The organism is Paraburkholderia sp. CI2, from assembly GCF_014201055.1.
In the GTDB taxonomy this organism is placed as follows: domain Bacteria; phylum Pseudomonadota; class Gammaproteobacteria; order Burkholderiales; family Burkholderiaceae; genus Paraburkholderia; species Paraburkholderia tuberum.
Map to the genome: position 1 here is coordinate 82,430 of NZ_JACHDL010000020.1, position 22,980 is coordinate 105,409.

A 22,980-nucleotide genomic window follows, 5' to 3' on the forward strand; every position below is an offset into this window, starting at 1 on the left:
GGGTGGACGCAGCGGACATGGTGGCAAGGAATCAGAAAAAAACAGCTGTCGAAGCTTACGGGAAAACCCGCGATCAACCGGCAGCCTATTGACCGTCGATGATATCAAGCGGGATACTACTAACATCTTAGTGTTTTCGCAAAACTTTCGCCACGAGGCTGCGCATTTATGTTTGCCCTTGCCGATCATCTGCTGCATCCCAAAGGCGACGCGCTGCCTCGCGACGTGGACGCGCACACCGCGGCCGCGTTGCTGGCACGCGGCGTTGCGTGTCGCGCGCCGGTCGGCGGCGCCGTGTACGGCACCCTGCTGAACGATCGCGCCGCCTTGAACGCGCTGGGCGACGCAGTGCATGCGGCACCGTACAAGGCACCGCCGAAAGCGCCGATTCTGTATCTGAAGCCGCGCAACACGCTGGCCGGGCATCGGGCGCGCGTGGTCGTTCCGGATAACACGCTCGGCGTCGAGGTCGGCGCGTCACTCGGCATCGTGATCGGCCGTACCGCGACGCGCGTCGGCGTCGAGCGCGCGGCGGACTACATCGCCGGCTATACGCTGGTCGGCGATCTGAGCGTGCCGCATACCAACGTGTATCGCCCGAACGTGCGACTGCGCGCATGCGACGGCTTCTGCGTGATCGGACCGGCGCTCGTCGCCGTGCGCCACGTCGCCGCGCCGGATCGGCTCGACATCGCCGTCTCGCTGAACCGCGCCGAACCGTTCACGGCAAGCACCGCAACCTCGGTGCGCAACGTCGCGCGATTGCTCGCCGACGTCACCGATTTCATGACGCTGAACGCGGGCGACGTGCTCACGCTCGGCGTCCGGCACGGCTCGCCGGTCGCGCACGTCGGCGATACGGCCACGCTGTCGATCGGCACGCTGCCGCCCTTGACCATATCGTTCATCGGCATGGATCAACACAACGGAGAACCGTCATGATGCGCGGCCGCGTCGCCTATGCGGGAGCGATTCACGAAGCGTATCCGCACGAGCAGGGTGTCCGCCTCGCCGACGGCCGCGTGCGTCGCGATGACGAAGTGGTCTGGCTTGCGCCGATCGAAGTCGGCACGATCTTCGCGCTCGGCCTGAACTACGCCGAGCACGCGAAGGAATTGCAGTTCAGCAAACAGGAAGAACCGCTGGTGTTTCTGAAGGGGCCCGGCACGGTGCTCGGCCATCGCGGCGTCACGCGTCGCCCCGCCGATGTCACGTTCATGCACTACGAGTGCGAGCTCGCGGTCGTGATCGGGCGAACCGCGCAAAACGTCGCGCGTGAAAACGCCATGCAGCACGTGGCGGGCTACATGATCGCGAACGACTACGCGATTCGCGACTACCTCGAAAACTACTATCGCCCGAATCTGCGCGTGAAGAATCGCGACGGCGGCACGGTGCTCGGCCCCTGGTTCGTCGACGCCGCCGACATCGCCGACGTCACGCAGCTCGAGCTGCGCACGTTCGTCAACGGCACGCGTCAGCAATGCGGCAATACGCGCGATCTCGTCACGGGCATCCGCGCACTGATCGAATACCTGAGCGGCTTCATGACGCTCGCGCCCGGCGACGTGATCCTGACCGGCACGCCCGAAGGCATCGTCAACGTCAACACGGGCGACGAAGTCGTCTGCGAAATCGACGGCCTCGGCCGTCTCGTCAACACGATCGCCTCGGACGCGGACTTCGGCCGCGCCTGATCGACAGCAAAAACCCACCGAACAGCGAAAGGACAAGGCAATGCCGATCGACCATCTGATCAACGGCGAGGCGTGCACCTCGAGCGACTATTTCGAAACCGTCAATCCGGCCACCCAGGAAGTGCTCGCCGAGGTCGCACGCGGCGGCGCGAAGCAGATCGATGCGGCCGTGCAAGCGGCCAAAGGCGCCTTCCCCGCCTGGGCTGCGAAACCCGCCGCGGAACGCGCGAAGCTGATCCGCACACTCGGCGAGCTGATCACGAAGCACGTGCCGGAAATCTCGGAGACCGAAACGAAGGACACCGGCCAGACGATCTCGCAGACGCGCAAGCAACTGGTGCCGCGCGCGGCCGACAACTTCAGCTATTTCGCCGAGATGTGCACGCGCGTAGACGGCCACACGTACCCGACCGACTCGCATCTGAACTACACGCTGTTTCATCCGGTCGGCGTGTGCGCGCTGATCTCGCCGTGGAACGTGCCGTTCATGACGGCCACCTGGAAGGTGGCGCCCTGCCTCGCGTTCGGCAACACCGCTGTGCTGAAGATGAGCGAGCTGTCGCCGCTGACCGCCTCGATGCTCGGCAAGCTCGCGCTCGAAGCGGGCATCCCGGCGGGCGTGCTGAACGTCGTGCACGGCTATGGCAAGGAAGCGGGCGAGCCACTCGTCGCGCATCGCGACGTGCGCGCGGTGTCGTTCACCGGGTCGACCGCGACCGGCAATCGCATCGTGCAAACCGCGGGCCTGAAGAAGTTCTCGATGGAGCTTGGCGGCAAGTCGCCGTTCGTGATCTTCGACGACGCCGACTTCGAACGCGCGCTCGATGCCGCGGTGTTCATGATCTTCTCCAACAATGGCGAGCGCTGCACCGCGGGTTCGCGCATTCTCGTGCAGCGCTCCATTTACGCGCGGTTTGCCGAGCGCTTCGTCGAGCGCGCGAAGCGCCTGACGGTGGGCGATCCGCTCGCGGACAGCACGATCGTCGGCCCGATGATCAGCCAGGGGCATCTCGCCAAAGTGCGCAGCTATATCGAACTCGGCCCGAAGGAAGGTGCCACGCTTGCGTGCGGCGGGCTCGATACGCCCGAGTTGCCCGACGCCTTGCGTCACGGCAATTTCGTCACGCCGACCGTGTTCGTCGACGTCGACAACCGTATGCGCATCGCGCAGGAAGAGATCTTCGGACCGGTCGCGTGCCTGATTCCGCTCGACGATGAAGCCGAGGCGATCCGTCTCGCCAACGATATTTCGTATGGTCTGTCGAGCTATATCTGGACCGAGAACACGGGCCGCGCGTTGCGCGTGGCGGCCGCCGTCGAAGCCGGCATGTGCTTCGTGAACAGCCAGAACGTGCGCGATCTGCGCCAGCCGTTCGGCGGCACGAAGGCGTCGGGTGTGGGCCGTGAAGGCGGGACGTGGAGTTATGAAGTGTTCCTCGAACCGAAGAACGTCTGCGTGTCGCTCGGCTCGCATCATATTCCGCGCTGGGGCATTTAATCGCGACGTCAAACGAAATTGCTAAAGCATGGGACCGGAGTAAGAGCTGACGCTCTAACTCCGCTCGACACTGGAGACCGCGATGGGCAAACTCGCGTTGGCAGCAAAAGTTACACATGTGCCGTCGTTGTATTTATCCGAGCTCGACGGTCCGCACAAGGGTTGCCGTCAGGCCGCGATCGACGGACACCATGAAATCGGCCGACGCTGCCGCGAACTTGGCGTCGATACGATCGTCGTGTTCGACGTGCACTGGCTAGTGAATAGCGAATACCACATCAATTGCGCGCCGAAGTTCGAAGGCGTGTACACGAGCAACGAGCTGCCGCATTTCATCAGGAACATGCCGTACGCGTATCCGGGCAATGTCGGGCTTGGTCAGCAGATCGCGGACGTCGCCAACGAAATGAGCGTGAAAAGCCGCGCGCACAGCGAGACCACGCTCGAGCTCGAATACGGCACGCTGGTGCCGATGCGCTATATGAACGGCGATCAGCACTTCAAGGCGGTGTCGGTGGCGGGCTGGTGCATGTGGCACGACCTCGCGACCAGCGCGCGTTTCGGCCTCGCGGTACGCAAGGCCATCGAAGAACGCTACGACGGTACCGTGGCCATTCTCGCGAGCGGCTCGCTGTCGCATCACTTCGCGAACAACGGCACCGCCGAGCAGTTCATGCACAAAGTCTGGAGCCCGTTCCTCGAACAGATGGATCGCAGCGTGGTGCGCATGTGGGAAGCCGGCGACTGGAAGACCTTCTGCGACATGCTGCCGCTCTACAACGAGAAATGTTGGGGCGAAGGCGGCATGCACGATACCGCGATGCTGCTCGGTGCGCTCGGCTGGGATCGTTACGACGGCAAGGTCGAAGTCGTCACGCCTTATTTCGGCAGTTCGGGCACCGGCCAGATCAACGCGATCTTCCCGGTCACGCCGCTACCCGTCTGACACTCGCGAAGGGATCGCCATGCCTCACTTGACACTCGAATACAGCGCCAACCTCGCGGACGCGCAACGCCTCGGCGATCTATGCAAAGACCTCGCGCAGTGCCTCGACGCGCAGCGCGATAACGGCGAGCGCGTCTATCCGCTCGGCGGCATCCGCGTGCGCGCGCTGCGCTGCGACCAGTACTGCATCGCCGATGGGCGGCCCGGCGACGCGTTCCTGCACGCGAATCTGAAGATCGGCGCGGGCCGCCCGGAGGCCGTCAAGAAGGCGACCGGCGACGCGCTGTTCGCGCTGATCAAGCAGCGCTTCGCCACTGAGTTCGAACGGCAGGGGCTCGCGTTGTCGCTCGAAATCAACGAGTTCAGCGAAGCGGGCACCTGGAAGCACAACAATCTGCACGCGCGGTTCAAGGGCTGACATCAGCATGCTAGACGAACAAACCATTCGCGACCTCGCCGCGCAACTCGATCACGCGGAAAAGACCCGCACGCAGCTGCGCCATTTTTCCGTGCAGTATCCAGAGATGACCGTACTGGACGGCTACGCGATACAACGCGAGTGGGTCAAGCTGAAACTCGCCGAAGGCCACGTAATCAAGGGCAGGAAGATCGGCCTGACGTCGCGCGCGATGCAGCGCTCGTCGCAGATCGACGAACCGGACTACGCGCCCCTGCTCGACAGCATGTTCATCGAAAGCGGCCAGGACATTCGCGTGGATCGCTTCATCGCGCCGCGCGTCGAAGTGGAACTCGCGTTCTTGCTGAACAAACCGCTGAAGGGCCCCGGCGTCACACTGTTCGATGTGCTCGACGCGACCGCGTACGTGAGCCCGGCCGTCGAAATCATCGACGCGCGCATCGAGCAGTTCGATCGCGAAACACGCGCGCCGCGCAAGGTCCATGACACGATCTCCGACTTCGCCGCGAACGCGGGCGTCGTGCTCGGCGGCCGGCCGGTGCGTCCGCTCGACGTCGACCTGCGCTGGGTCGGCGCGTTGCTGTACAGGAACGGCGCGGTCGAGGAAAGCGGGCTCGCGGCGGCGGTGCTCAACCATCCGGCCACCGGCGTCGCGTGGCTCGCCAACAAAATTGCTCCGCACGACGAATCATTGAATGCGGGCGATGTGATCCTGAGCGGCTCGTTCACGAGCCCGATTCCCGCCCGCGCGGGCGACACGTTCCACATCGACTATGGCCCGCTCGGCGGCATTGGTTTGAATTTCATCTGAACGCATCAATATGTCCTTGCCGAAAAACTCCTTCAAGCGCGCGCTCGCCGAAGGCAGACCGCAGTTCGGCCTGTGGGCCGCGCTCGCCGATGCCTACGTGACCGAGCTGCTCGCCACCGCCGGCTTCGACTGGCTGCTGATCGACAACGAGCACGCACCGAACGACGTACGCAGCACGCTGTCGCAATTGCAGGCGGTCGCCGCGTATCCGTCGCATCCGGTCGTGCGGCCGGTACGCAGCGACGCCGCGCTGATCAAGCAGTTGCTCGACATCGGCGCGCAAACGCTGCTGCTGCCAATGATCGACACGGCCGCGCAAGCGCTCGATGCGGTCGCGGCCACGCGTTATCCGCCACAAGGCATTCGCGGCGTCGGCAGCGCGCTCGCGCGTGCGTCGCGCTGGAATCGCGTGTCCGACTATCTGGACACCGCCGCCGACGAACTGTGCGTGATCGTGCAGGCGGAGACCGTGCAGAGCCTCGACAATCTCGTGGAGATCGCGCATGTGGATGGCGTCGATGGCGTGTTTTTCGGGCCGTCGGATCTGAGCGCATCGATGGGATTGCTCGGCAAGCCGGGCGACGCGCGCGTGCGCGACGCGATTCGCCACGGCATCGATACCGTGCGCACCGCTGGCAAGGCAGCGGGCGTGCTCGCCCCTGATCCCGCGCTGGCGGCCGAATATCTGGCGGCGGGCGCGACCTTCGTCGCGGTCGGCACGGACACCGGCTTGCTGAGCCGCGCGGCCGCGGACCTCGCCGCGTCGTACAAGAACCTGGCGGCAAGCGCGCCGCAGGTCAAAGGCGGGTATTGAAGCGAAAGTCTTTCACTTCCCCTACTCGCCCGCCGGCCAAGGCAAGCCTCGCGCCGACCAATCCAGCTCGACCCCCATCACACAGCGCCCGCTCGCCAGTTGCACGGCAAGTGTCACTGCGATGCACGGCCGCCCGCTCGCGAGCGACAGATAAGGATTACTGGTGACCGCCTCGCCGGGCAGCAGCACCGCATTGCGGAAGTACGGCCGATGATCCCAGCGCGCATCACGCGGATTCGCGACCGGCTGCAGCGACGCCGCGTCCTCGCACCACGCCGGCCCACGCACCTCGTGACCGATCTGGCGGCCGGTGTCGTCGAGGATGAAACAGCTGATGCAACGCTTGAAGGTGGCGAGCAGCGCGAACGCGTCGTCCATCATGGCGCCGGCGCGCAAGCCGTCGGCCGCGCGCCGCAGTTCGAGCCGGTACGGCTCCATTTCCGATTCGAACAACGCATGCTGATGCGCACGGCCCTGCGCGATCACGTCGAACGCATCGTCGATCTGGCGATGCACCGACTCGGGCGGCGCGATCTCTGCCGCGGGCCGCCCTAGCAGATAGCCCTGCGCGAAATCGACATTCGACTCGACCGCGAGAATCAGCTCGTCGGCCGTCTCGACGCCTTCGACGACCACCAGCATCCCCGCCTGGTGCAGCAGCGACACGAGTTTCGGCAGGATCGGCTGCTGCGTGCCGTACGTGGTCGCGCGAATCAGCTCGCCGTCGAGCTTGACGAGGTCCGGCCGGATCCGCAGCAGCCGGTCGAGATTCGACTGGCCCGCGCCGAAGTCGTCGACTGCGATCAGGAAGCCGTGCTGGCGATAGCGCGCCGCCGCGCGCGACATCTCGTCGACGCTGCCGCCATGCGATTCGAGAATCTCCAGAATCACGCGCTCGGGTTCGAGCCCCGCGACGCGCACGATCTTCGTCAACTGGTCGGCGTAGCCTTCGGCGACGAAGGTGGACGGCAGGATGTTCAGGAACAGCCACGCGTCGCCGGGCAGCGCGCGACGCGCGTTGCCGAGATGCACCGCGTGGCTCGCGCGGTCGAGCGCGCCTTCGTCGCTCGACGGCTTCGGCGCGAACATCACGACCGGCGGCACCAGCGTGCCGTCGCCATGCTCTCCGCGCAGCAGCGCTTCGAAGCCGACCTGCTTCTGATGCGACAGGCTGTAGAGCGGCTGAAAGTGCGAGATCAGATAGAAGTCTTCCCAGCGGTAACGCGCCGCGTCGGCGCTCGGGTCGCCGAACGGTGACTGCAGCGCGTCGAACGGCAGCGCGCGCTCCGCGCAGACACGGTTGCGCCCCGTCTGCTTCGCGCGCAGCAACGCTTCGTCCGCGCGATCGAGCAGCATCATGAAGCTTTCGCCGCGCCGATGCTCGGCGACGCCGAAGCTCGCGGTCAGATGGCCGTCCGGCCGTTCGATCGCGGCGATGTCGAGGCGCAGCCGCTCGGCGAGCTGCAGCGCGCCGGTGAGATCATCGTCGAGCAGCAGCGCGAATTCCTCGCCGCCGATGCGGCTCACGCTTTGGTAGAGCGCAACCGCGTCCTTCAGCACCTGCGCGACCTGGAACAGCGCATGGTCGCCGACCGCATGACCGAAGCGGTCGTTGAGCGACTTGAAGCTGTCGATGTCGAGAAAGATCGCGCTGATCTGCGCCCCTGGCGCCAGCGTCTCGAGGCGTCCCTCCGCGTGCTTGACGAACGAGCGACGATTTTGCAGGCCGGTCAGCGGATCGGTCGCCGCGAGTTGCGCGAGCTGGCTCTCGAGCAGAAAGTGATTGCGCCGGAAACGGTAGAAGCCGAAATGGAATACCGCCGCCGTCGGCGCGCCGATCGCGATGACCCACGTCCACACGGCCGCCTCGACCTCGGGCGCATGAGCTTTGCCGCGCAGCAGCGCGATGGCCGCCGCGTAGAAGACCACGCTGCCGGTGACGAAATGCGCGGGCGTGAGCCATAGCGGCGCCGCGCAGATCGGTATCACCACGAATGCGGGCAATAGCCACGGCAACGGATACGCGAGGCCCTTCGCGTTCAGCACGAGCCCGGCGATCAGCACCAGTTCGTACGCGACGCCGATCGCGCCGAACAGCGCCGTCGACTTCGCGCGCGGGATCGCCAGCACCAGCAGCGCGAGCAGGAGCGCGCACAGCAGCCGGTACGCGAGCGGCCCGGCCGGTGCGCCGACCAGTTCGCGCGCCGTTACCATGCACAGGAACGCAACCACCGTGAAGCCCATCGTCACGAGGGAAAGCGGCCGCTGATGGTCGAGCGAGCGCCGGTGAAAGCGCTCACGCATGCTTGGCTCGGGGAGGTGCTGCGTCGGGATGGCAGACATAGATGGCTGATCAGGGTTTCCGGTCACTCCGCCAATAGTTATCGGCAAACGTTCGATAAACATTTATGGCTAACGTAACGCGACGTATAAATTCGGCGCCTGCGTGCTTGAAAGTCGCGCTGCTTCCCACTGTGCGATCCGGTCACCGGCCGGGCCGCGCTACGCCGCCATCACCCGATCGCGCCCCGCAGCTTTCGCCGCGTACAACGCACGGTCGGCGCGCGCCATCATCTGCGCAAGCCGTACATGGCGCCGCGCGTCGTGTGGCCGAGGCACAGCAGCAGCGCCGCTGTCGCGAGAAAGTAGAAGCTGTAGCGCGGCCGGTTGGCCGAGTTCCGGTCAGCATCAGCAGCCCGAGCACCCCATAGAGGCTCGCGTGATGGGCGGACACCAGCGCGACGCGCGCATTGAAGTTCGGCGCGACGAAGGTCCGGTAGACCATGCCGACCAGCACGAACAGCAGCCCCACATAAGCGGGCCACGGCCGCGAGCGCGTTGGCGGCGATCCAGTAGTTGACACCGCACGGCCATCGCCATTGCGTCCGCCAGGAATCGTGACCAGCAGAATAGTGAGTGGATTGAGCATTGCAAATTATTGGAATCGAACGCCGCGCCGATCTTTCGCGCGACTCACCATCCGCCGAATGCATGATTAAAAGACTCAAGCTCAAAACAGGTCGGATTGCCGGCTAATACACCTATGGTTCCGCAAGCCTTTTCGCGCGCCAGGCGAAGATTAACCTTTCGATTTCTTTTAAGCAGCAAAAATTACGCAATTCATGTGTATCGAGTGCGCCTTTATTAACATATAAGCCGAGCAATGGAAAGTGGCTAAAAGCCTGTGTCTTAAGTAGACTTCTCACGATGTGTGCCGGGCACCCTAGACAACCCGGCAGAAATGACGTAATCGGCGCCCGATTGCCGAACGACTCCGATGCTCAATGGCTGTCACGTTCGCGATGTGCAACGGGCCGCGACCACTTCCGGAAAACATGGTCCCAATCCTCAACTATCTGCTCGAACGCCAAATCTCGCCGCAATGGCGCGGCATGCTGAGCGCGCTGGCGAGCGAGTTCGAAGCGCAAATCGGACACGACGAGCTGCGCCAGCTGATGCATCGCGTCGGCAGCCGTTTCGCGCTCGCGTATCCGCTGCCCGCCTGCGCATCGACGGCCGAGCTCGAGCAGGTGTTGAATTCTTACTGGCATCAGATGGATTGGGGTTACGTCGCGCTCGCCGATGAGGCGGAGTCGCTGCGCATCATTCACTATTGCGCGCCGCTGCCCGCCTTCGGCGAATCGGCGCTCGCCTGGACGCCGGCATTTCTCGAAGGCGCCTATCAGACGTGGTTGAGCGCGTTGGGCGCGCAGGGTTTGTCGGTCGTGCAGACGAGCGCGTTCGGCGAGGACAGCTCGCTCGAATTCCGCCTCGGCCGTCACCCCGCCTGAGCACCAGCGGGCGCTGCACGCGCACGTGCGAACGAGCGTGCGACGGCGATACAGCCGCCATGCAGAATCAGGGAAGGCAGTTCAAATAAACAGCACCCCGAGCAGTCGGTTTGGGGCCATGCACGGTATGTAACAGACGACGGCATCATGAGTTCATCGAGCGACATCGAAAAACTGTTCGAGCAATTTGGCGGCGACGCCAACGCGTACCAGGAGATCGGCCGCGAGAACGACGCGCGCACCGCGCGCACTCGTTGGCCGCTGCTCGTGACGCTCGATCTGACGCAACCGGCCATTCCGGCAATCGGCCAGCTTCGCGACGCGAAACCACAGCCGCCGATAAGCGTGGCGCCACTGGCCGCCGTCCACGAGGACACGACACCGAAGGACATGGCATCCGTGACGCGCGCGAAGGCACCGCTGTTCACGCGCCCGCACCGGCGTGACATTCCGCCGGTACCTGTGGCCGCAGCCCAGCCCGCGGCGCCGAGCGGCGCGTCACGCTTTCGCACGGCCGACGAACTCGACGAGGCGGCCGCGCAAACGATTGCGCCTGTCGAGCCAGGCAGGACACGCCCCGCCGCGCCCGCCGCGCCCGCTTATGGCAGCGCGAGCACGGCACCGGCATCGTCGATGCCACCGCCACCAGCGCCGCAACCCACCTATACGGCCCAACCCGCGCAACCGGCCCAACCGCCGTCGATCCTCGGCAAGATGTTTGCAGCGCAAACCCCGAGCGCGCCGCCGCAAGCGGCCGCGCCCGCGCCCCAGCCCGCGCCCCAGCCCGCGTCGCTGAACTCGGTGTTCGACCGTCTGCGCGGCACGTCCGCCCAAGGCGCGCAAGCACCCGCCGGCACCGCGCGCGGCGGCTTCGCCTCGTGGCTCACCGACGGTCCGCGTCGCTCATGAAAGTCATTGCCGTGGTGTCCGCCAAAGGGGGCGTCGGCAAGACCACCCTCGCCGCCAATCTCGCCTCCGTGCTCGCCAACAGCGGCCGGCGTGTGATTGCACTCGATCTCGATCCGCAGAACGCCCTGCGGCTGCACTTCGGCGTGCCGCTCGACAGCATCGACGGCCTGTCGCGCGCGACTCTCTCGGGCAACCCGTGGCAAACGGTGATGTTCGACGGTATCGACGGCGTGACCGTGCTGCCGTACGGCGCGCTGCTGGAGGACGACCGCCGCCGCCTCGAGGCGCATATCGACCAGCACCCGCAATGGCTCGCGCAGACGCTGCAGCACCTGCGGCTCGATGCGTCCGACATCGTGATCGTCGATACGCCGCCCGGCTCGTCGACCTACGTGCGAACCGCGCTGAGCGCGGCCACCTTCGCGTTGAACATCGTGCTCGCCGACGCCGCGTCGTACGCGGCGATCCCGCAGATGGAGCGGCTGATCGAAGCCTATGCGGCGCCGCGCGCGGACTTCGGCGGCGTCGGCTACGTGATCAACCAGATCGACCAATCCCGCCAGTTGACCAAGGACGTGCTGAAGGTGCTGCGTCAGATGCTCGCCGGCAAGGTGTTCCCCGGCGTGATCCATCTCGACGAAGGCGTCAGCGAAGCGCTCGCCTGCGACACCACGCTGATCCATTACGATCCGCTGAGCCAGGCCGCCGCCGATTTCCGCGCATGCGCCGCCTGGCTCACGGCGGCGCTCGACGCGATCGCCGCCCAGCCAAGGAACGTCGCATGAGCAGTCCAGCCTCCTCGCGCGAGCCCGAGGGCGGCGAGCCGTCGCGGTTCCAACGCTTCATCGACGCAAGCTTCTGGAACAGCCGCATCGTCACCGGGCTCGTCACGATGCTCGCGCTGTACATGCTGTACTTCGTGTTCACGGTGCCGCTCGAGTTCTATCAGCAGCTGACCTTCGCGACCCTGTGCTTCGTGCTCGCGCTGCTGTTTCGCCGTCGGCCCGGCCGCTACGCGACGATGGTGATGATCATGCTGTCGATCGTCGCGTCGGGCCGCTACATGTACTGGCGGCTGACCGAAACGACCTACTGGGAGCATCCGCTCGACGCCGCCTGGGGTCTGCTGCTCGTGTCCGCCGAGCTCTACGCGACGATCGTGCTGATGCTCGGCTACTTCCAGACCGCGTGGCCGCTCAAGCGCAAACCAATGCCGCTGCCCGCCAATCGCGACGAATGGCCGACCGTCGACGTGTTCATCCCGACCTACAACGAGCCGCTCGCCGTCGTGAAGCCGACCGTCTACGCGGCGCTCGCGCTCGACTACCCGGCCGACAAGATGTCGATCCACGTGCTCGACGACGGCCGCCGCGCCGAGTTCAAGGCGTTCTGCGAGGAAGTCGGCGTGAACTGGACGATCCGCACGCACAATCGCCACGCGAAGGCCGGCAACATCAACGAGGCGCTGAAGATCACGAGCGGCGAGTACCTCGCGATCTTCGACTGCGATCACATCCCGACCCGCTCGTTCCTGCAGATCGGCCTCGGCTGGTTCCTGCGCGACAAGCTGCTGTCGATGCTGCAAACGCCGCACCACTTCTTCTCCGCCGACCCGTTCGAGCGCAACCTCGGCACTTTCCGCAAGGTGCCGAACGAAGGCGAGCTGTTCTACGGCCTCGTGCAGGACGGCAACGATCTGTGGAACGCGACGTTCTTCTGCGGCTCGTGCGCGCTGCTGCGCCGGAGCATGGTCGACGAGATCGGCGGCATCGCGGTGGAGACCGTCACCGAGGACGCGCACAGCGCGCTGAAGCTGCACCGCCTCGGCTACACCACCGCGTATCTGGCGATTCCGCAGGCCGCCGGCCTCGCGACCGAAAGCCTGTCGGGCCACATCGGCCAGCGCATCCGCTGGGCGCGCGGCATGACGCAGATCTTCCGCATCGACAATCCGCTCACCGGCAAGGGGCTGAAGATCGGCCAGCGGCTGTGTTACCTGAACGCGATGATGCACTTCTTCTACGGCGTGCCGCGTCTCGTGTTCCTGACCGCGCCGCTGTCGTATCTGTTCTTCGGCGCGCATGTGATCGAGGCGGCGGCCAGCACGATCGCGATCTACGCGCTGCCGCACATGATGCACGCGAGCATCACGAACTCGCGGATGCAGCGCCTGTTCCGCCATTCGTTCTGGGCCGAGGTGTACGAGTCGGTGCTGGCGTCGTACATCACCGCGCCGACGCTGCTCGCGCTGATCAACCCGAAGCTCGGCAAGTTCAACGTGACGGCCAAGGGCGGCGTGATCGAGAAGAGCTACTTCGACTGGTCGATCTCGCGGCCGTATCTGTTCCTGCTGCTGCTGAACCTGCTCGGCTTCCTCGCGGGTCTGGTGCACATCTACATGAACTGGCACGTGCGCAGCATCGTCGAGACCACACTGCTCAATCTCGCGTGGACCAGCTACAACATGCTGATCCTCGGCGCGAGCGTGGCCGCCGCGAGCGAGCGCCGCCAGATCCGCGCGGTGCCGCGCGTCGCGATGAAGATGCCGGTGATGCTGAAGTTCTCGACCGGCCGCACGCTCGCGTGCGAAACGATCGACTACTCGGAAGGCGGCGTCGGCGTCGCGCTGCCCAGCACCATCGAAGTGCCGATGCAGGAGCGCGTGACCGTGTCGCTGTTCCGCGGCGACGAAGAGTACGCGTTCCCCGCCACCGTCAGTTTTACCGAGCCGGGCCGCGTGGGGCTGCGCTTTTCGTCGATGTCGCACGAACAGGAGTACGAGTTCGTCAAAACCACCTTCGCCCGCGCGGACGCGTGGACCGGCTGGGCCGAGGGACGCGAGACGGACACACCGCTGCGCGGTCTGTCGCACGTGCTGAAGGTCGGCGTGCGCGGCATCGCGGGGCTGTTCGAACATCTGTACGACGACTTGCGCAGTTCGATCAAAAGCCGTCCCGCGGACGTCAAGAAGCTAAAAACGAAAGACTGATCTATGGGCTACCGGATGGCCAAGGACAATATCGAACGCCCGGCACACGGGCGCAACAGCACTGGACCCCAATCGCGCCTGTTTGCTTGTCACGGCTTGCGACACTCGCGGCGAATCATGCGCGGCGTCGCCTGCTGGCTCGCGCTGCAGACCGCGCTGGCGTCGTTAGTGCCGCTCGCTGAAGCGGCCACCCCTGCCGCCGCCGCGGCCAAACCGGCGTCGGACGCGGCGGCACCCGCCGGCGCGCCGCAAACCCCGCAAGTCGCGACCGGTGTCGGCAACGTGCCCGCGCCGAGCGCGGCGGTGCCGTTCGATCCGAACGCGATCGCCCAGGGCCAGCTCGCCACGCCGACGCCCGCGCTCGCGGCGGCGTCGGTGAAGGCGCTCGGCATGCGCACGCCGGCCACCGCCGAGCCCGGCACGCTGGTGCCCGGAGGCCGCCGCCAGACGCTGACGTTCGCCGACTTCGGCGCGCTCGACCCGCTGCAATTGCGCGGCGTCGACGGACAGAACGGCATCGCCTTCTCGGTGCGCGGCGACGAGGTCGTGACCGGCGCGACGCTGCATCTGATCTACAGTTATTCGCCCGCGCTGTTGGCGAACCTGTCGCAGCTGAAGGTGCTGGTCAACGGCGAAGTCGCGGCGACCCTGCCGCTGCCGCACGAGCAGGCCGGCATGCTGGTCGCGCGCGAGATCACGATCGATCCGCGCTTCATCACCGACTTCAACCACCTGAACCTGCAGCTGATCGGCCACTACACGACGGCCTGCGAAGACCCCGCCAACTCGTCGCTGTGGGCGACGATCAGCAACGCGAGCTCGCTCGACCTGACCTACTCGTCGCTCGCGACGAAGGCGGAGCTGGCCGCGCTGCCGCAGCCGTTCTTCGACCGCCGCGACGTGCGCCGCCTCGAGCTGCCGTTCGTGCTCGCGCAGAAGCCGGGCAACGGCACGCTCGAAGCCGCCGGCATCGTCGCGTCGTGGTTCGGCTCGCTCGCCGGCTACCGCGGCGCGGTGTTTCCCACCCAGCTCGACAACGCGCCGCTGTCGGGCAACGCGGTCGTGTTCGCGACCAGCGACCAGCATCCGGCCGGCGTGACGATTCCCGAGATCACCGGGCCGACCATCGCGGTGGTCGAGCGCGACGCGAACGCGCGCGGCAAGCTGCTGCTCGTGCTCGGCCGCAACGAGGCCGAGCTGAAGACCGCCGCGAGGTCGCTCGGGATCGGCCATAGCGCGCTGTCCGGCGCGAGCGCCACGATCACGTCGCTGAACGAAATTACGCCGCGCGTGCCGTACGACGCGCCGAACTGGCTGCCGACCGACCGCGCGGTGCGCTTCGGCGAGCTAGCCGATCCGAAAGACCTGACCGTGTTCGGCTACGACGCCGACGCGGTGCGCATCAACATGCGGGTGCCGCCCGATCTGTTCATGTGGCACACGCGCGGCGTGCCGATCGATCTGCGCTACCGCTACACGGTGCGGCCGGCGCGCGACCGCTCGTCGCTGAACATCGGCGTGAACAACGGCTTCGTGCAGGCGCTGCCGATTCCGGCGCGCCCTGCGTCGGTGTTCGACCTGAGCCGCTACTTCAACCTAATCATGCCCGACGGCACCGCCGACGCGCGCCGCAACATCCGCATCCCGCCGCTGCTGATGACGCCGCGCACACAGCTGCGGCTGCACTTCTACTACGACATCCCGAACACCGGCGAATGCGCGGGCCGCCTGCTGCAGAACGTGGTCGGCGCGATCGATCCGAACTCGACGATCGACCTGTCGTCGTTCCCGCACTACATGGCGCTGCCCGATCTGGCCGCGTTCGCCAACAGCGGCTTTCCGTTCACGCGGATGGCGGACCTCTCCGAGACCGCCGTCGTGCTGCCGGACGACCCGGACGCGAGCGACTACAGCCTGTATCTGCTGACGATGGGCCGGATGGGCGAATCGACCGGCTATCCGGTCTCCGGCGTGACCGTCGCTCATGCGGCCGACGTCGAGCGCCTCGCCGACAAGGACCTGCTGGTGTTCGGCGCGCCTGGCAAGCAGCCGCTGTTGCAGCGCTGGTCGAAGTCGATGCCGTTCTCCAGCGACGGCGCCGCGCACACGTTCCAGCTCACCGACCTGGTGTTCAAGCTGCGGGACTGGTGGCACGGCGAGCGCGGCGTCGAGCGCACGCCCGCGCGTGCCGATCTGACGATGGTCAGCTCGAACGGCGCGGCGCTGCTAACCGGCTTCGAGTCGCCGCTGCAGCGAGGCCGCAGCGCGGTTGCGCTGATCAGCGCGGCCGGCCCGTCGGATGCCGATCTGTCCGCCGCGCTGCTCGACGCCGACGTGCTGCCGAAGATTCAAGGCGCGATGGCCGTGATCCATGGCCGCGCCGTCACCATCACGTCGAACGGCACCGCATACTACGTGGGCCGTCTGTCGCCGCAGGAGTATCTGCGCTGGGCACTGTCGTCGCATCCGCTGCTGCTGTTGCTCGGCGGCGTGCTCGCCGCGCTGATCATCGCGGCCTTGTGCTACCGGACCCTTCGCGCGATCGCCGCGCGTCGACTGAAGGACTAGGGTCTGTTTACATATGGAACGCACGTGCGAATGCCCGCTATCGGCCGCAGGGCAAGGAGTAAGGAGCGCTGCGTGGCCGCGCCACGTGAGCGACGCGCGACGCCGCCATGCGGCCGATAGCGGGCATTCCCCTGAAATGAAATCCAGGCAAATGGGGTTGCCGCGAGAAGGGCCGCTCGCTGCGTCATGCTCCTTGCGAATACGTCGAGTATTCGCGGCGTCGCAGTCCTTGCGAGCGGCCCTTCTCGCGGCAACGCACGTGCGTTCCATATGTAAACAGACCCTAATGGAACGGCTATGACTCGTATGCGGTTTCGGATCGACAGAAGAACCACTTTTGCGCTGGCGCTCGGTATCGGCATGACGGCGTCGGCCAGTCTGCCGGGTTTGAGCGGCGCCGCTCAGGCCGCGCAGAACGGCGCTGCATGCGGCGACTGGGTCGCCTGGCAAAGCTTCGTGCAACGCTTCGTCCAGGCCGACGGCCGCGTGATCGACTACTCGACGCCGGCCCAGCAGACCACCTCGGAAGGCCAGTCCTACGCGCTCTTTTTCGCGCTGGTCGCCAACGACCGCGCGACCTTCGACAAGCTGCTCGGCTGGACCCGCGCGAATCTCGCGGGCAACCAGTTCGACGCCCAGAACCTGCGGCTGCCCGCATGGCAATGGGGCAAGAAGCCGGACGGCTCGTACGGCGTGCTCGATCCGAATTCGGCATCGGATTCCGACCTGTGGATCGCCTACGATCTGCTGCAGGCCGGCCGCCTGTGGCACAGCCCCGCCTACACGCAACTGGGCCAGGCACTCGCCGAGCGCATCGCGCGCGACGAAGTCGCGAATCTATCTGGCCTCGGGCCGATGCTGCTGCCGGGGGCGCAGGGCTTCAGGAACGGCAACGTCACGCGTCTGAATCCGAGCTATCTGCCGCTGCCGGTGTTGCGCGCGCTCGCGCACGAGGTGCCGGACGGCCCGTGGACCAAGCTCGCCGACAACGCTTATCAGTTCGTCAAAACCGTGTCGCCGCAAGGCTTCGCGCCTGACTGGGCGGCGTGGCAGAACGGTCGGTTCGTCGTCGATCCGAAGAACGGCGACGTCGGCAGCTACGATGCGATCCGCGTCTATCTGTGGGCCGGCCTCGCTTCGCTCGCCGATCCGCTCGCGAAGCCGTGGCTCGGCGCGCTCGGCGGCATGCGCGCGAAGGTCGCGCAGAACGGCTTCCCGCCGGAGAAGGTGTCGTCGACCACCGGCGCGTCGAGCGGCGAAGGCCCGCTCAGCTATTGGGGCGCGCTCGCGCCATACTTCAAGACGCTGGGCGACGAGCACGGACTCGGCCTCGCGCGCACGCGGCTCGCCGCGCTCGACGCGAACGTTCCGGGCCGTGAACCGGTGTACTACGATCGTGTGTTGGGTCTGTTCGGCACGGGGTTCATCGATGGCCGCTATCGCTTCGATGAAGCCGGCGGTCTCGTGCCCGCCTGGAGGACCGCATGCGATTGAACGCCCTCGCCGGGTCGCTGCATATCGCGCTGCATATCGCGCTGTCCGTCGGCGCGGTCTTGTGCGCGGCCGCGGCCGCCCCCGATGCGCTCGCGCAGGCGAGCAAAGATCCGCTGACCGTGCTGATCGATCAGGGCAAGTACTGGCAGTCGCATCAGCGCGGCGACCTCGCCGAGCAGGCCTGGCAGAAGGTGCTCAGCATCGATCCGAAGCAGCCCGACGCCCTGTTCGGCATGGGCATGGTGCTGGCCGACCGCAAGGACGGCGCCGGCGCGCAGCAGTACCTCGCGCGGCTGAAGGCGGTCGCGCCGAATTATCCGAATCTCGATGAGCTCGGCCGCCGCCTTGGCGAAACGAGCCCGCGCGACCAGACCATCAGCGAGGCGCGACGGCTCGCGCAAGCCGGTCAGAGCGCGAGCGCGGCGCAGGAGTATCAGCGCGCGCTGGCCGGCAAGCCCGCCACGCCCCAGTTGCAGCTCGAGTATTACCAGGCGCTGTCGGCGACGCCGCAGGGCTGGGACGAAGCACGCCGCGGCCTCGAACAGCTCGCCCACGACAACCCCAACGACCCGCGTTTCGCACTCGCGTACGCGCAGCATCTGACCTATCGCGACGTCACGCGGCGCGACGGTATCGCGCGGCTGCAAAAGCTCGCCGGCGACACCTCGGTCGGTGCGGCGGCGAAAAAGAGCTGGCGCCAGGCGCTGCTGTGGCTCGACGCGCGGCCCTCGGACGCCGCGCTGTACGAGTCGTACTTCCAGACCGCCGGCGAAGATGCCGCCGTGAAGGCGCGCTTCGAATCGATGGTGCAGCAGGGCAGCGCGGCGCGCGCCCGCGCGCAGGAAAACGCCGCCGCCGACGCGCGCGGCCGCGTGATCGCCGACGGCTTCGCCGCGCTCGACCGCGACGACCTCGTGAGCGCGCGCGCCAGGTTCTCGTCGGTACTCGCGAACAGTCCTAACGATACCGACGCGCTCGGCGGCATGGGCATCGCCGCGCTGAAGCAGGAGCGTTTCGCCGAGGCGCGCAACTACCTCGAGCGTGCCTCGCGCGGACCGAATCCGGCGCGCTGGAAAACCGCGCTCGACAGCGCGACCTACTGGACCTACACCAGCGAAGCGATCGGCGCGCGCAGCAATGGCGAGTTCGCGAAGGCGAAGGCACTGTTCGAGCGCGCGATCGCGCTGAATCCGTCCGACGTGACCGCCCAGGTGCAGCTCGGTGAAATGCTGCTCACGACCGGCGACCCGGCCGGCGCCGAGCAGGCATACCGGATGGCACTGCGCCGCCAGGCCGACAACCCGGACGCGATTCGCGGCCTCGTCGGTGCGCTCGCCGCGCAGGGCCGTGCCGACGAGGCGCTGCAGTTCGCCAATCAGCTGAACGCGCAGCAACAGGCGAAGGTCGGCGGCATCGACCGTTTGCGCGGCGACGCGCAGGCAGCGCAGGCGCGCGCGGCCGAAGCGCGCGGCGATCTCGGCAGCGCGCGCAGCCTGTTCGAAGACGCGCTGCTAAACAAGCCCGACGATCCGTGGCTGCGGCTCGACCTCGCGCGCATCTACGTGCGCCAGGGCGCGGTCGCGAATGCGCGCAGCATGATGGACGGTCTGCTCGCCACGCATCCGGACATGACCGATGCGCTGTACGCGAGCGCGCTGCTGTCGGCGGAAACGCAGGACTGGTCGACCGGTCTCGCGCAGCTCGACCGTATTGCGCCCGCGCAGCGCACCGATGCGATGACGACGTTGCAGCATCGGCTGTGGGTGCATCGGCAGGCCGACCTCGCGACGCGCATGGCGAAGAACGGCCAGACGCAGCAGGCCATCGCGACGTTGCGCGCCGCCGAGCCGGTGGCCGGCAACAACCCCGAGCTGATCGGCGTGATCGCCGGCGCGTACCAGCAGGCCGGCGATCCGACCCGCGCGCTCGCACTCGTGCGCGGCGCGATGAGCGCGGCGCCCGGCAACACCGATCTGCTGCTGCAATACGCGAGCATTCTGTCCGCGGCCAACCAGCAGGCCGAGCTCGGCGCCGTGATGCGCCAGTTGCAAGGCATGCAACTGACGCCGCAGCAGCGCACTGACTTCAACAACCTGAATCTCGGCATCGTCATCCGACAAGCCGACGCGGTACGCCTGCGCGGCGATCTCGCGAGCGCCTACGACGTGATCGCGCCGTGGCTCGCCGCGATGCCCGACAACCCCGACCTGCAAGCCGCGCTCGGCCGCATGTATGCGAGCGCGGGGGACGACCGCAACGCGCTCACGAGCTTCCGTGTCGCGCTGCAGCGCCGCCCCGACGATCTGAATCTGCTGCAGGCGGCGATCTCGGCTGCGACCGGCGCGAAGCAGTTCAGCTACGCCGAAACGCTCGCGAACCAGGCGCTCGCCCTCGCGCCCAACGACCCGGGCGTGCTCGCGACCGTGGGGCGCATGTATCGCGCCCAGGGCAAGCTGTCGCTCGCGTCGACCTATCTGCAACGCTCGCTGGTCGCGGCCAACACGCCGCTGGCGGCGAACGCGCCCCGCAACGCAGGCACCAACGTGCCGCGCGGCTGGGAAGCGGCGATGAGCCAGATCGGCGCGACGCCGCTGCCGGGCACCAATCCATTCGAAGGCAAAACGGCGATCGTCCCTTCGGGCGTCGCCGACAATGCCGCGCGTCCCGCGCTTCCGTTCCTGAATACGCAGTCTTCCTCGCCGACGCAGACCGTGCCGAACTATCCGCCGCCCCTTCAGCCCGCGCCGTATGTCGCGCCCTATACGGCGCCCGCCGCGACGCCTTATAACGCGCCTGCCGCACAGCCCGCGCCGGTCGCCGCACCGTACGGAGCGCCCCGCTCCGCCGCCGAGGTCGGCGGCTACGGACAGGAATCCAACGGCTCGAGCCAGTCGGGCGCGCCGTTGCAGCCTTATCCGGGGCAAGGTCAGGCGCCCGGGCAGCCGACGCCGCGGCAGCAGTACGACGCGGGCTATACGCAGCAGCAGCCCTATGCGCAGCAGCAAGCGTATCCGCAGCAACCGGCGTACGGACAGCCGGCATACGGGCAACCAGCGTACGGGCAGCAGCCCTACGGCACGCAGGACGGCTATGCGGCCACACCGTGGCCTATGTCGCCAGCCGCGCGCCAAGCGCAGGCCAACGCCGCGTCGACGACGGCGCTGCCGTACGGATCGACACGCACGAGCACGCAGAAGAGCACAAAGAAGAGCACGGCGAAAACGAGCCAACCCGCGCCGGTCTACGCGCAGCCGCCGCCGTATCCGCAGCAGCAGGGCTACGCGCAGCCGTATCAGCCGTACCCGCCGCAACAGCCCTATCAACCGCAGCCTTACCCGAACCAGGGCTACTACGCGCAGCAGCCGTACATTCCGCAACCGCCGGCCGGCTACGCGCAACCGTACTACCCGCCCGGCAGCAACGCGCAGAACAACCCGCAGTCGAACGTCGCGAACGCGCAGACGCTCGGCGTCGCCGAGGAGCTTGCGCAGGTCAATCGCGAGCAGTCGAGCACCGTGTCGGGCGGCCTGATCTTCCGCAATCGAGTCGGCGAGGACGGACTGTCGTCGCTCACCGACATCGAGGCGCCGATTCAGGGGCGTATCAAGGCGGGCAACGGTCACGTGGTCGTGACCGCGACCCCGGTCACGCTCGACGCAGGCACCGCGTCGAACAGCACGTCGACGCTCGCGCGCTTCGGCGCGGGGCTTTCGACCGCGTCGTCGAAATCGGCGGCGCAGAACGGCACCAACAACTACGGCAGCCAGACCGCGAGCGGTGTGGGCCTGTCCGTCGGCTATGACAGCCGCAGCATCAGCGGCGATATCGGCGTGACGCCGATCGGCTTGCGCGAGACCAACATCGTCGGTGGCGCGCAATACAACGGCGGCATCACCGACAAGGTCTCGTACTCGATCGCGGTCGCGCGACGCGCGGTGACGGACAGCCTGCTGTCGTACGCGGGCGCGCGCGATGCGGCCGCCGGCCTCGAATGGGGCGGCGTCACGTCGAACGGCGCGCTTGCCAGCCTCAGCTGGGACGACGGCACGAGCGGCCTGTACGTGAACGCGTCGTATCAGCACTACATGGGCACCAACGTGCCGGGCAACAACGCGATCAAGGGTGGTGGCGGCGTCTACACGCGTCTGCTGAAAGACGCCGACCAGACGCTGACGGTCGGCGTGAACACGACGATCATGGGCTACAACCGCAATCTGTCGTACTTCACTTACGGCCAGGGCGGCTACTTCAGTCCGCAGCAGTACGTGATCCTGAATCTGCCGGTCGAATGGTCGGGCCGCGCGGGCCTGTTTACATATGACGTGAAGGGTTCGATCGGCGTGCAGCATTATCGCGAGGATGCGTCGAACTACTTCCCGCTGAACGACGGCTCGACGCGGCAAGGTGACGCGGCCGCCGCCGCGCAATCCCTCGGCAACGGTCTGACCGCCGTCTACCCGGGTCAGAGCAAGACCGGCGTGTCGTATTCGATCAGCGGCGTCGGTGAATATCAGCTCGCGCCGCAGCTCGCGGTCGGGGCGACCGCGTCGCTCGGCAATGCCTATGAATATCGCGAGTGGCTCGCGGCCGTGTACGTGCGCTACAGCTTCAACAAGCAGACCGGCTTGCAGCCGTTCCCGCCGGTGCCGTTGACGTCGCAGTATCTGTCGCTGTCCAACTGACGGACGCACTCGTTGGATGAGGTCGCGGCTTGCATTCGATGAATCGCAAGCCTCGGCGCCCCCCGCCCTCACTTTCGTTCGCACTCCATCGCATAGCGCCGGCCATGCTCGAGATAGCCGGCCTCGTGGCTGCTCACGAGCTCGACGGCGGGTTTGGGGTGTGGATATCGTGTGATGTTTTCCTTCGCCATCGTACGGTGCGTTCCGTTGAAGTTCGAAGCTCGCGCAGGAATCGGGGACGAGAGCACGATTCGCACCTGACCGTGGGCACGACCACGCCCTACGCGAAGGTATCGAGCCACCGCCTGAAATGCGGGCGCTTCTTCCGCTTTCGCCGCGCAGCAAATGCGCCTCGCGGTAAAT

The 22,980-nt window shown here is 66.6% G+C and carries 15 protein-coding genes; 14 read left to right on the forward strand and 1 reads right to left on the reverse strand.

What is annotated here, in order from left to right:
- Window positions 1-168: 168 nt before the first annotated feature.
- From HDG32_RS24830 to hpaI, 7 genes are all read left to right on the forward strand, one after another.
- Window positions 169-942: a fumarylacetoacetate hydrolase family protein gene (locus HDG32_RS24830; protein ID WP_184071468.1), complete on the forward strand. Its 774-nt coding sequence runs from the start codon at window positions 169-171 to the stop codon at window positions 940-942.
- The gene (locus HDG32_RS24835) at window positions 939-1,697 is read left to right on the forward strand and encodes a fumarylacetoacetate hydrolase family protein (protein WP_184071470.1); all 759 of its coding nucleotides are present in this window, start codon (window positions 939-941) and stop codon (window positions 1,695-1,697) included. Before HDG32_RS24830 ends, HDG32_RS24835 begins: the two co-directional genes overlap by 4 nt.
- A gap of 40 nt (window positions 1,698-1,737) precedes the next feature.
- Window positions 1,738-3,195, forward strand: a complete 1,458-nt coding sequence (gene hpaE / locus HDG32_RS24840; protein ID WP_184071472.1) for a 5-carboxymethyl-2-hydroxymuconate semialdehyde dehydrogenase — start codon at window positions 1,738-1,740, stop codon at window positions 3,193-3,195.
- Between the two features lie 82 nt (window positions 3,196-3,277).
- Window positions 3,278-4,141, forward strand: a complete 864-nt coding sequence (gene hpaD / locus HDG32_RS24845; protein WP_184071474.1) for a 3,4-dihydroxyphenylacetate 2,3-dioxygenase — start codon at window positions 3,278-3,280, stop codon at window positions 4,139-4,141.
- 19 nt (window positions 4,142-4,160) lie between these two features.
- Window positions 4,161-4,559, forward strand: a complete 399-nt coding sequence (locus HDG32_RS24850; protein WP_184071477.1) for a 5-carboxymethyl-2-hydroxymuconate Delta-isomerase — start codon at window positions 4,161-4,163, stop codon at window positions 4,557-4,559.
- Between the two features lie 7 nt (window positions 4,560-4,566).
- Window positions 4,567-5,370, forward strand: coding sequence for a 2-oxo-hept-4-ene-1,7-dioate hydratase (gene hpaH / locus HDG32_RS24855; protein ID WP_184071478.1), 804 nt, complete (start codon window positions 4,567-4,569; stop codon window positions 5,368-5,370).
- 10 nt (window positions 5,371-5,380) lie between these two features.
- The gene (gene hpaI, locus HDG32_RS24860; protein WP_184071480.1) at window positions 5,381-6,184 is read left to right on the forward strand and encodes a 4-hydroxy-2-oxoheptanedioate aldolase; all 804 of its coding nucleotides are present in this window, start codon (window positions 5,381-5,383) and stop codon (window positions 6,182-6,184) included.
- 21 nt (window positions 6,185-6,205) lie between these two features.
- Here hpaI and HDG32_RS24865 read toward each other — a convergent pair whose 3' ends face one another.
- Complete coding sequence (locus HDG32_RS24865; protein WP_184071482.1) at window positions 6,206-8,527, reverse strand: bifunctional diguanylate cyclase/phosphodiesterase; 2,322 nt, start codon at window positions 8,525-8,527, stop codon at window positions 6,206-6,208.
- 992 nt (window positions 8,528-9,519) lie between these two features.
- On the opposite strand from HDG32_RS24865, the gene bcsD reads away from it, so the two are divergent.
- From bcsD to HDG32_RS24900, 7 genes are all read left to right on the forward strand, one after another.
- Window positions 9,520-9,975 (forward strand): cellulose biosynthesis protein BcsD, encoded by a 456-nt coding sequence (gene bcsD, locus HDG32_RS24870; RefSeq protein ID WP_090806351.1) that lies wholly within the window; start codon window positions 9,520-9,522, stop codon window positions 9,973-9,975.
- Between the two features lie 147 nt (window positions 9,976-10,122).
- Window positions 10,123-10,884, forward strand: a complete 762-nt coding sequence (gene bcsP / locus HDG32_RS24875; protein ID WP_184071484.1) for a cellulose biosynthesis protein BcsP — start codon at window positions 10,123-10,125, stop codon at window positions 10,882-10,884.
- A complete protein-coding gene (gene bcsQ / locus HDG32_RS24880) occupies window positions 10,881-11,669 on the forward strand; it encodes a cellulose biosynthesis protein BcsQ (RefSeq protein ID WP_184071486.1) in 789 nt (262 codons plus the stop codon). Before bcsP ends, bcsQ begins: the two co-directional genes overlap by 4 nt.
- Window positions 11,666-13,873: a UDP-forming cellulose synthase catalytic subunit gene (bcsA, locus tag HDG32_RS24885; protein WP_184071488.1), complete on the forward strand. Its 2,208-nt coding sequence runs from the start codon at window positions 11,666-11,668 to the stop codon at window positions 13,871-13,873. Before bcsQ ends, bcsA begins: the two co-directional genes overlap by 4 nt.
- A 3-nt stretch (window positions 13,874-13,876) precedes the next feature.
- Entirely contained in the window at window positions 13,877-16,441 is a 2,565-nt protein-coding gene (gene bcsB, locus HDG32_RS24890) for a cellulose biosynthesis cyclic di-GMP-binding regulatory protein BcsB (protein WP_184071490.1), read from the forward strand.
- Between the two features lie 306 nt (window positions 16,442-16,747).
- A complete protein-coding gene (bcsZ, locus tag HDG32_RS24895; protein ID WP_184071577.1) occupies window positions 16,748-17,935 on the forward strand; it encodes a cellulose synthase complex periplasmic endoglucanase BcsZ in 1,188 nt (395 codons plus the stop codon).
- Window positions 17,926-22,617, forward strand: a complete 4,692-nt coding sequence (locus tag HDG32_RS24900) for a cellulose synthase subunit BcsC-related outer membrane protein (RefSeq protein WP_184071492.1) — start codon at window positions 17,926-17,928, stop codon at window positions 22,615-22,617. Before bcsZ ends, HDG32_RS24900 begins: the two co-directional genes overlap by 10 nt.
- Window positions 22,618-22,980 lie beyond the last annotated feature (363 nt).